The 9,376-nt window shown below is 71.6% G+C and carries 11 protein-coding genes and 2 tRNA genes; 11 read left to right on the top strand and 2 right to left on the bottom strand.

Annotation, left to right across the window (positions count from 1 at the left end):
- Positions 1-24: 24 nt before the first annotated feature.
- From recO to HMPREF0063_RS08435, 9 genes are all read left to right on the top strand, one after another.
- The gene (gene recO, locus HMPREF0063_RS08470; protein ID WP_040320199.1) at positions 25-753 is read left to right on the top strand and encodes a DNA repair protein RecO; all 729 of its coding nucleotides are present in this window, start codon (positions 25-27) and stop codon (positions 751-753) included.
- Positions 753-1,520 (top strand): isoprenyl transferase, encoded by a 768-nt coding sequence (locus HMPREF0063_RS08465; protein WP_007078248.1) that lies wholly within the window; start codon positions 753-755, stop codon positions 1,518-1,520. The genes recO and HMPREF0063_RS08465 overlap by 1 nt, the downstream gene beginning before the upstream one ends.
- A gap of 63 nt (positions 1,521-1,583) precedes the next feature.
- Positions 1,584-2,363, top strand: a complete 780-nt coding sequence (locus HMPREF0063_RS08460; protein WP_040320198.1) for a fumarylacetoacetate hydrolase family protein — start codon at positions 1,584-1,586, stop codon at positions 2,361-2,363.
- Positions 2,356-3,837: a glutamate--tRNA ligase gene (gene gltX / locus HMPREF0063_RS08455; protein ID WP_007078246.1), complete on the top strand. Its 1,482-nt coding sequence runs from the start codon at positions 2,356-2,358 to the stop codon at positions 3,835-3,837. The genes HMPREF0063_RS08460 and gltX overlap by 8 nt, the downstream gene beginning before the upstream one ends.
- Before the next feature lie 101 nt (positions 3,838-3,938).
- Positions 3,939-4,010 (top strand) — tRNA-Gln (locus tag HMPREF0063_RS08450).
- Positions 4,011-4,061: 51 nt separating this feature from the next.
- Positions 4,062-4,134 (top strand) — tRNA-Glu (locus HMPREF0063_RS08445).
- Positions 4,135-4,229: 95 nt separating this feature from the next.
- Positions 4,230-4,400, top strand: a complete 171-nt coding sequence (locus tag HMPREF0063_RS16590) for a hypothetical protein (RefSeq protein ID WP_007078245.1) — start codon at positions 4,230-4,232, stop codon at positions 4,398-4,400.
- A 100-nt stretch (positions 4,401-4,500) separates the two neighbouring features.
- Positions 4,501-5,943 carry an AlkA N-terminal domain-containing protein gene (locus HMPREF0063_RS08440; protein WP_007078244.1) on the top strand — a complete coding sequence of 481 codons (1,443 nt, stop codon included), beginning with the start codon at positions 4,501-4,503 and terminating at the stop codon, positions 5,941-5,943.
- Positions 5,940-6,401 (top strand): methylated-DNA--[protein]-cysteine S-methyltransferase, encoded by a 462-nt coding sequence (locus tag HMPREF0063_RS08435; protein WP_007078243.1) that lies wholly within the window; start codon positions 5,940-5,942, stop codon positions 6,399-6,401. Before HMPREF0063_RS08440 ends, HMPREF0063_RS08435 begins: the two co-directional genes overlap by 4 nt.
- A gap of 100 nt (positions 6,402-6,501) precedes the next feature.
- Here the strand turns inward: HMPREF0063_RS08435 and HMPREF0063_RS08430 are convergent, their stop codons facing one another.
- Complete coding sequence (locus tag HMPREF0063_RS08430; RefSeq protein WP_007078242.1) at positions 6,502-7,095, bottom strand: class F sortase; 594 nt, start codon at positions 7,093-7,095, stop codon at positions 6,502-6,504.
- Positions 7,088-7,849: a CHRD domain-containing protein gene (locus HMPREF0063_RS08425; RefSeq protein ID WP_007078241.1), complete on the bottom strand. Its 762-nt coding sequence runs from the start codon at positions 7,847-7,849 to the stop codon at positions 7,088-7,090. The genes HMPREF0063_RS08430 and HMPREF0063_RS08425 overlap by 8 nt, the downstream gene beginning before the upstream one ends.
- A 165-nt stretch (positions 7,850-8,014) precedes the next feature.
- On the opposite strand from HMPREF0063_RS08425, the gene HMPREF0063_RS08420 reads away from it, so the two are divergent.
- Positions 8,015-8,635, top strand: a complete 621-nt coding sequence (locus HMPREF0063_RS08420; RefSeq protein WP_007078240.1) for an RNA polymerase sigma factor — start codon at positions 8,015-8,017, stop codon at positions 8,633-8,635.
- A complete protein-coding gene (locus HMPREF0063_RS15770) occupies positions 8,625-9,314 on the top strand; it encodes an anti-sigma factor domain-containing protein (RefSeq protein WP_050760932.1) in 690 nt (229 codons plus the stop codon). Before HMPREF0063_RS08420 ends, HMPREF0063_RS15770 begins: the two co-directional genes overlap by 11 nt.
- Positions 9,315-9,376: the final 62 nt, after the last annotated feature.

Here is a 9,376-nt window from a genome sequence, read left to right as displayed (position 1 = left end):
CCGGGGACGCGGCACAATGGGTGGGTGAGCCTCTACCGCGACGTGGGCGTCGTCCTGCGTACCCACAAGCTGGGCGAGGCCGACCGCATCATCACGCTGCTCACCCGCGAGCACGGCCAGGTCCGTGCGGTCGCCAAGGGGGTCCGCAAGACGACCTCGCGGCTCGGCGGGCGGGTCGAGCCGTTCATGCACGTCGACGTGCAGTTCGCCGTGGGTCGCACCCTCGACATCGTGACCCAGGTCGAGACGATCACGCCGTTCGCGCAGCACCTCGGCGCCGACTACGGCGCCTACACCGCCGGGACCGCCATGCTGGAGACCGCTGAACGGCTCGTCGACGACGGGGGCGAGCCGGCCGTGCAGCAGTACCAGCTGCTCGTCGGGGCGCTGCGGGCCCTCACCGAGGGTCGCCACAACCCGGGGATGATCCTGGACTCCTACCAGCTGCGGGCCCTGGCCATCGCCGGCTACGCGCCCAGCTTCGGCCTCTGCGCCCGGTGCGGTGCCCCGGGTCCACATCGCAACTTCCACGCGCCGTCGGGCGGCATCCTGTGCGACACGTGCCGCATGCCGGGGTCGGCCGCGCCGTCACCGTCCGCCGTCACCCTGCTGGCGGCGCTGCTGAGCGGCGACTGGGAGACCGTCGACGTCTCCGACGACCGGGCACGGCGGGAGTCGACCGGCATCGTCAATGCCTACCTGATGTGGCATCTCGAGCGGTCGTTGCGCTCGTTGGTCCACGTGGACCGCTGATGGCCGCCCCGACCCCGCGCCGTCCGACCCCGCACCCGTCCGGGGCCACGCCCCCCGACCTCCCCGCCGACCAGGTGCCGGGACACGTCGCCATCGTCATGGACGGCAACGGCCGCTGGGCCAAGGCTCGCGGTCTGCCCCGCACCGCCGGCCACGAGATGGGAGAGGCGGCCCTGTTCGACGTGGTCGAGGGCGCCATCGAGGTCGGGGTCACGGCCGTCTCGGCCTACGCGTTCTCGACCGAGAACTGGAAGCGGTCGCCCGAGGAGGTCCGCTTCCTCATGGGGTTCAACCGCGACGTGATCCGTCGACGCCGCGACCAGATGCACGAGCTGGGGGTCCGGGTCCGGTGGGCCGGTCGTCGTCCTCGCCTGTGGCGCAGCGTCATCAAGGAGCTGGAGGCCGCCGAGGAGCTCACCCGCGACAACCGGGTGCTCACCCTCACGATGTGCGTCAACTACGGCGGGCGGGCCGAGGTCGCCGACGCTGCCGCCGCCCTCGCGCGCGATGTCGCGGCCGGCCGGGTCAACCCGAACCGGGTCGACGAACGGGTCTTCGCGCGCTACCTCGACGAACCCGACATGGCCGACGTGGACCTGTTCTGGCGCACGTCCGGCGAGCAGCGCACCAGCAACTTCCTGCTGTGGCAGTCCGCCTATGCCGAGATGGTGTTCAGCGACATCGCCTGGCCGGACGTCGACCGGCTGGCCCTCTGGGCCGCGATCGAGGAGTACGCGGCGCGCCACCGTCGCTACGGCAGCGCCTGACCGGCCGGTCGGGCGCCAGCGGCGCCGAGGATCGGGATGCGCCGCACCGCTAGGGTCGGGTCCATGCGTGTAGCCAGGTTTGCGGGAGAGGACGACCCCCAGTTCGGCGTCGTCGGGGACGACGACGGAGTGCCCACCATCGCGGTGCTGAAGGGCGATCCCCTGTACGCAGGGTTCGAGCTCACCGGCCAGAAGGTCGCCGTCGAGGACGTGCGCCTGCTCGCGCCGGTCATCCCGCGCAGCAAGGTCGTGGGGATCGGCAAGAACTACGCCAAGCACGCCGCCGAGATGGGCGGCGAGGTGCCGGCGGAGCCGCTGGTGTTCCTCAAGCCCAACACCAGCGTGGTCGGGCCGGGCGAACCCATCGTGTACCCGCCGCAGACCTCGGAGCTGCACTTCGAGGGCGAGCTCGCCGTGGTGATCGGCCGCATCTGCAAGGACGTCCCCGTGGATGACGTCGACAAGGTGGTCTTCGGGTACACCGTCGCCAACGACGTCACGGCGCGCGACCTGCAGGCGCGCGACGGACAGTGGGCCCGCGCCAAGGGGTTCGACTCGTTCTGCCCGCTCGGGCCGTGGATCGAGACCAACCTCGATCCTTCCGACCTGCGGGTGCGCACCGCCCTCAACGCGGAGACGAAGCAGGACGGACGCACCTCCGACATGGTGTTCAGCGTCGCCGAGATCATCGCGTACGTGTCGAGCTTCATGACCCTGCTGCCGGGCGACGTCGTCCTCACCGGCACTCCCGACGGCATCGGCCCGATGCAGGTCGGTGACACCGTCAGCGTGACGATCAGTGGCATCGGCACCCTCGTCAACCAGGTGGTCTCCCATGACTGAGACGTCCAAGCCCGTCGTCGCGAGGTTCTGCCCGTCGCCGACCGGCAACCCGCACGTCGGCATGGCCCGCACGGCGCTCTTCAGCTGGGCCTTCGCCCGCCACCACGGGGGCCGGTTCGTGTTCCGGATCGAGGACACCGACACGTCGCGCGACAACGAGGAGTCCTACCGTCTCCTGGTCGACGTCATGCGGTGGCTCGGCCTGGACTGGGACGAGGGCGTGGAGGTGGGGGGCCCGCACGGCCCCTACCGGCAGAGCGAGCGGATGGACGTCTACGCCGACGTGGCGGCCCGCCTCGTCGAGGCGGGTCTGGCCTACCCGGCCTACGACACCGCCGAGGAGCTGGAGGAGCGACGCGAGAAGGCCAGGGCCGAGGGCCGCCCGAGCGGCTACGACGGCCTGCACCGCGACCTGACGCCGGAGCAGTGCCGGGCCTTCGAGGCCGAGGGGCGGCAGCCCGTGATCCGGTTCCGGATGTCCGACCGCGACTACACCTTCGACGACCTCGTCCGCGGTCCGATCACGTTCGGCTCCGACAACGTGCAGGACTTCGTGATCGTCCGGGCCAACGGACAGCCGCTGTACACCCTGACCAACCCGACCGACGACGCCCTCATGGGCATCACCCACGTGCTGCGCGGCGAGGACCTGCTGAGCTCCACCCCGCGACAGATCGCGCTGTACGAGGCGTTCGCCCAGATCGGGGTCGGCGACGGCTCGGTGCCCCGGTTCGGACACCTGCCGTACGTCACCGGCACAGGCAACCGCAAGCTGTCGAAGCGCGATCCGGAGTCGAACCTGCTGGGGTACCGCGACTCCGGCTTCCTGCCGGAGGGCCTGTTGAACTACCTGGCGCTCCTGGGCTGGTCGCTCGACGCCGAGCGCGACGTGTTCAGCCTCGCCGAGATGGTCGAGGCCTTCGAGATCGGTCGGGTCAACCCGAACCCCGCACGCTTCGACCTGGACAAGGCACGCGCGATCAACGGGGACCAGGTCCGCCTCCTCGCCCCCGAGGACCTCGCCGCACGGTTGGTGCCGTACTTCCGGGCGGAGGGCCTGGTGGCCGAGCCGCCGACCCCCCAGCAGTCCGACCTGCTGGCCGCGGCCACGCCGCTCGTGCAGGAGCGCATCGCCGTCCTGACCGAGGCGGTCGACATGCTGCGCTTCCTGTTCGTCGACGACGGCGCCTTCACGATCGACGAGGCCGATCGGGCGAAGAATCTCGACGAGTCGGGTCTGGTCACCGCTGCGGCGGCCCATGCGGCGCTGTCCGGCGTGGGGGAGTGGACCACCGAGGGGATCGAGGCGGCCCTGCGTGCCGCACTGATCGACGGACTCGGGCTCAAGCCGCGGGTGGCGTTCGGCCCGGTGCGCGTCGCGATCACCGGCAGCCGCGTCTCGCCCCCGTTGTTCGAGTCGCTCGAGCTGCTGGGGCGCGAGCGCTCGCTGGCCCGGCTGGCGGCCGTGCTCTGATCGTCCGTGCCGCTCCGCCCGGTTTGGGACCGGCCGACGGCATCCGGTAGAGTCGGTCCTCGGTTCGGAACCGGTTCGCAAGATCTGGATCCGATACCCCTTGGGGTATGGTGTAATTGGCAACACGGCTGATTCTGGTTCAGTTGTTCTAGGTTCGAGTCCTAGTACCCCAGCGACACCGTGGCAGGTCTTTCCTGATACGGTTTCACCGGCCTTCGGGCCGTGGCCCCGTTGTGTAGCGGCCTAGCACGTCGCCCTCTCAAGGCGGTAGCGCGGGTTCGAATCCCGTCGGGGCTACCCGTGAGAAGACCCCCTGATCAGCAGCGATGCCGGTCAGGGGGTCTTTCGCATCCGGTCTGCATGGACGCTGCCGAGTCGGGTACCGCGCCGCCATGACATCACCCGCCGAGCGCGATCCGGAGCATCAGGACGACCCGTCCACCGGTGGACAGACGGCCGGACAGGGGCCGGTCCCGGCCGAGCCCGAGGACGTCCCGGACGCCGGCGAGGGCCGGCTCGGGCCCCAGCCGGGAGGGGACCGCCTGGAGGAGGAGTCGGACTGACCGGCCGCGCCACCGCGCGACCTCCGGTGAGCACGGCGGTCCTGACGGCCACGTCCGATCACCGCTAGCCAGCGCCGCTCCGGGCCCTCAGGATGAGGGAGTGACCTCACTCCACGACGCCCGCTACCGCGCGGTGCTGGCGCGCGACGCCCGGTTCGACGGGGTCTTCTACACCGGGGTCCTGACCACCGGGATCTACTGCCGCCCGTCGTGCCCTGCGGTGACGCCGAGGTCCGGCAACGTCGCCTTCCACGCATCGGCTGCGGCGGCCCACGAGGCAGGATTCCGCGCCTGCCGCCGGTGCCGTCCGGACACCACGCCGGGCTCGCCGGAGTGGGACGTCCGCGGCGACACGGTGGCCCGCGCGATGCGACTGATCGGCGACGGCGTCGTGGACCGCGACGGTGTCGAGGGGCTCGCGCGTCGCCTGGGCTACAGCACCCGGCACGTGCACCGCGTCCTCGTCGAGGAGCTCGGTGCGGGTCCGTCGGCCCTGGCCCGCAGCGCCCGCGCGCAGACGGCGCGGCTGCTGATCGAGACGACGGTCATGCCGATGTCCGAGGTGGCGTTCGCGGCAGGCTTCGCCTCGATCCGCCAGTTCAACGACGCCGTTCGCATCGTGTACGACCGCACCCCGAGCGAGCTGCGCCGAGCGGCCACCCCGACGAGGGTGGCGACCCCCGGCCGGTTGGAGCTCCGCCTCGCCGTGCGGCAACCGTTCTGCGCGGACGCGTTGCTCGACTACCTTGCCGCCCACGTGGCTCCGGGCCTGGAGTCCGTCGACGGGCGCACCTATGCGCGCGTCGTCGACCTGCCGCACGGGCGCGGGGTCGTGGCCCTCACCGTGCACCCCGACCGGGTCGACTGCCGGCTCGAGCTGGACGACCTGCGTGACACCGCCACCGCCGTGCACCGGAGTCGTCAGCTGTTGGACCTCGACGCCGACCCCGTCGCGGTGGACGCGGCGCTCGGGGCCGACGCGGTGCTGGCGCCCCTCGTGGCCGCCGAGCCGGGGCTCCGGGTGCCAGGGGCCTTCGGCGGCTTCGAGAACGCGGTGCGCACGATCGTCGGCCAGCAGGTGTCGGTGGCGGGCGCGTGCACGGTCACCGGACGGCTCGTGCGACGCCTCGGTCACGCGGTGGCCGGTCACGCGGAACTGACCCATGCGTTCCCCACGCCGGAGAGCATCCTCGCCGCCGATCCCACGACCTTCGGCATGCCGCGGTCGCGCGCATCAGCCGTGGTCGGGCTCGCCGAGGCGGTCCTGCGCGGCGACGTCGACCTGGAGCCGGGGGCGGACCGCACCCACACCCGTCGCCAGCTGCTCGGACTGCGCGGCGTCGGACCCTGGACCGCCGACTACGTCGTCATGCGGGCGCTCGGCGACCCCGACGTGCTGCTCTCGACCGACCTGGTCCTGCAGCGCGCCCTCGCCCGCCGGGGGCTCGACCTCGACCACACCGACCAGTGGCGACCCTGGCGGGCGTACGCCGGCATGCACCTGTGGCGCGCGAGCGCCACCGACGAAAGGCCCACGACATGAGGACCCGGTTCATCGACACCCCGATCGGCGGGCTGCGCCTGCACGTCTCGGCCGGCCTGCTGACCGCGATCGACTTCGACGCCACGCCGCGAGGGGTCCCGGTGGCCGACCCGGTCCTGGACGACGCGGAGCGCCAGCTCACGGAGTACTTCGCGGGGGAGCGGACGGGGTTCGACCTGCCGCTGGCGCAGGACGGCACGGAGTTCCAGCGCAAGGTCTGGAGCGAGCTGCAGACCATCGGGTACGGGCAGACCGCCACCTACGGCGAGATCGCCCGGAGACTCGGCTACACGGCGGGCATCTCGCGGGCCGTCGGCGCCGCCAACGGAGCCAATCCGCTGCCGGTCGTGGTGCCGTGTCACCGCGTCATCGGGGCGGACGGCACGCTCACGGGCTACGCCGGCGGTGTCGAGCGCAAGCGGATCCTGCTCTCCCTCGAACAACCCGGTCTCTTCTGACCCGGAAGGTTTCCCAGGAAATCCCAGAAAACTGACACCGGGCACAGGTTGCAACCGGGGTGAAGTGCCAGTTTTCTGGGATTTCCTGGGAATCAGCGGGTCAGACGGCCTTGGCGAAGACGACGCGGTTCTCGGTGTAGCGACCGATCGACCGGTCGTAGTCCCCGATGCAGGTGATGAGGCGGATCTCGTCGGCCAGGGCCGCGCCGTAGACCTCGTCGGTCGGGAAGTTGGCGTCCTGCGGCACGTCCTTCACCTCGTAGACCACGTAGGTGAACTCGGTGCCGCGCTCGTCGAACACCGTGACCTGTTCACCGACCTGCACCTCGGCCAGTCGCGCGAAGACGGCCGGTCCGGTGCGGGAGTCCACGTGTCCGGCCATCACGGTAGGCAGGAAGTCGCCGGGGCGTCCGCCTCCGGTGAACCAGCCGACCCGGTCGTAGTCCTGAGGCACCTCCAGCTCGCCGTTGCTGGCATCGATCCCGAGGTCGATCAGCTCCTCGTCGATGCCGATCGACGGCACGACGACCCGTGCGGGGTCGGCGGGGGCGGCCGGCGGCTCGGCAGCGGCCGGGGACGGTTCTGCCGAGGGGGCTGCAGGAGGTGACGGCGACACGACGACGTCCTGCCCGCCGCACCCCGTGAGGAGTGCGGCGAGCAGGACGAGTCCAGCGAGCCGTGGGAGCTCAGGCACCCTGACGACGACGCAGGGCGACGGCGCCGGTGACGCCGAGACCGGCGACGGCGGCAGCAGCGAGCAGACCCATGGGCAGGGTGGAGGCAGCTCCGCCCTCACCCGTTCGGACGCCACCGGACGGGGCCGGGGTGGCGGGCTGCGCGTTGGCGGCGGCCAGTCCGGCCGGGTCGGCCACCAACTGGCCGCGGACGGCTCCGGGGCGGAAGTCGTTGGTGTGGATGTTGGCGTAGTAGCCGCTCGGATCCTCTTCGATGTCCGAGAGTTCGAAGCCGGTCGAACTGCCGGCTTCGTTGGGGTTCCCGGGCGCGTGGGTGGTGAACGGTCCGGCAGAGCAGCCGCTGGAGGTCAAGGTGTCGCCGTCACCCGTGAGGTCGGGGAAGGCAATACGCGGCGGGCCCTGCATTCCGGCAGGGGCATCGTGCAGGTGGTTGGCGGTCTTGGCCGGGCTCGCGCCGACGAAGTCGTTGTCGACGCCGTTGGTCGTCATGTCCCAGCAGATGACGTCCAGGTCCGTGTTGATCAGGAACTTGAACGTGCCGGTCGCACCGGGCTGGCCGGGCGCCGGCTCCGAGCCCATGAAGACCTGGTCGGGGGTTCCGTTGGCGATGAACGCACTCGTGAAGGTGGCCGGACGCTCGACCTGGTCCGGGGTGTCGGCGTTGGCCGGGGCGGCCAGGGCGGTCAGGATCAGGGGGCTGACGGCGGCGAGTGAAGCCGCGCCGGCCAGTCGGGTCGATCGCTTGCTGGTCATGAGATTCCCTTCGAGAGATGGCGCCTGAGGGCGTCTTTCCGAGAGTGATACGCCTCACGGCGCGCACTCGTTCACCGATCGTCACACTTCTTTCGCGGGTCCGCTCGGTGGCCGCCCGTCGACGGTCGTGATGAACGCACACGGCCGGTCCGGCGTACCCCTTGCATGACCTCGACCGTGGCGTTCGCCTTGTCGCCCGGCCGCGTCGGGGCGACACTGGAGCGCGACCGCGGACGGCGGTCCGGCCGATCGCGGGAGGCGATGTCGACGATGGCGCGTGACCCGCGGACCTTCGACGTCGCGCGCGCCTACCGCGACCACGGCCCGGCCATCTTCGGTTTCGCCGTCAATGCGGTGCGTGACCGGTCCTTGGCCGAGGAGTGCCTGCAGGAGACGTTCGTGCGCGCCTGGCGTCACCGCGAGCGCTTCGACGAACGACGCGGCAGCGAGCGCACCTGGTTGTTCACCATCGCCCGTCGGGTCCTGGTCGACCTGATCCGGTCCCGTGACCGCCGGACCGCCTTGGTCGTGCGGGCGGGGGACCCGGTGGAGCACGATGGCCGGCCGATGGAGCAGGCGGTCGACCGGTTGGCGCTCGTCGAGGCCCTGGCCCGGCTGACCGACGCCCACCGCGAGGTCGTCGTGGCCGTCACGATCGGCGGCGCGTCCTACCAGGACGTCAGCGACCGCACCGGGGTCCCGGTCGCCACCCTGCGGACCCGCATGTTCCACGCACTGCGCGCCCTGCGCACCCACCTTCAGGAGGAGGACGACGATGACCGATGACCGCGACCGACGCCACGACCTGATCGCCGCTGCGGCATCGGGCGACCTGACCGAGTCCGAGCGGCAGGAGCTCGCGCTGCTGGCCGCCGCCGACCCGACCGTGTGGCAGGAGGTGGACGAGCTGCGAGGCGTCGTCGAGCAGCTGAGGGGGCTCGACCACTGGGACCCGTCGCTGCCCCGGCCCGACCTTGCCGACCGCATCGCCGAACGGGTTCGGTCGGGCGACGAGGCCGCCGCACCCGGCCGGTGGCGTCGCTCGGCCCTCCTCGCGACCGCGGCTGCCGTGCTCCTGCTGGCCGGTGCCGCCGGCGGGCTCGCCGTCCAGGACATCCGTGAGGCGCCGCCGATCGGACCGCCGGGGACCCTGGGCGCCGTCGAGGTGGTCGACTTCGACCGGGCTCCGGCGGGGGTCGACCTGACGGCGTCCGTGGTGGCCCACACCTGGGGCACCGAGGCCATCATCGACGTGAGCGGGCTGGCGCCGGGGGAGACCTACGAGATCGTCTTCGTCGACGAGACCGGTGCCGACGTGTCCGCCGGCGCCTTCCTGGGGTCCGACGTCGTCATCCACTGCCGGATGAACGCCGCCGTGCTGCGGGACGACGTGATCGCCCTGCGGATCGAGCTGGACGACGGCACCGTCGTGGGGGCCGCCCGGCTCCCCGAGGTGGCGGGCTGACCCGAGCCCGTCTGGGACCACCGGCTGTTCACCCGGATCGTGCATGATGTGCCCGTGAGTCA

This window comes from Aeromicrobium marinum DSM 15272 (genome assembly GCF_000160775.2).
Classification (GTDB): Bacteria; Actinomycetota; Actinomycetes; order Propionibacteriales; family Nocardioidaceae; genus Aeromicrobium; species Aeromicrobium marinum.
Note: the sequence above shows the minus strand (reverse complement) of the source record. Positions and strands in the feature narration are given on the sequence as shown.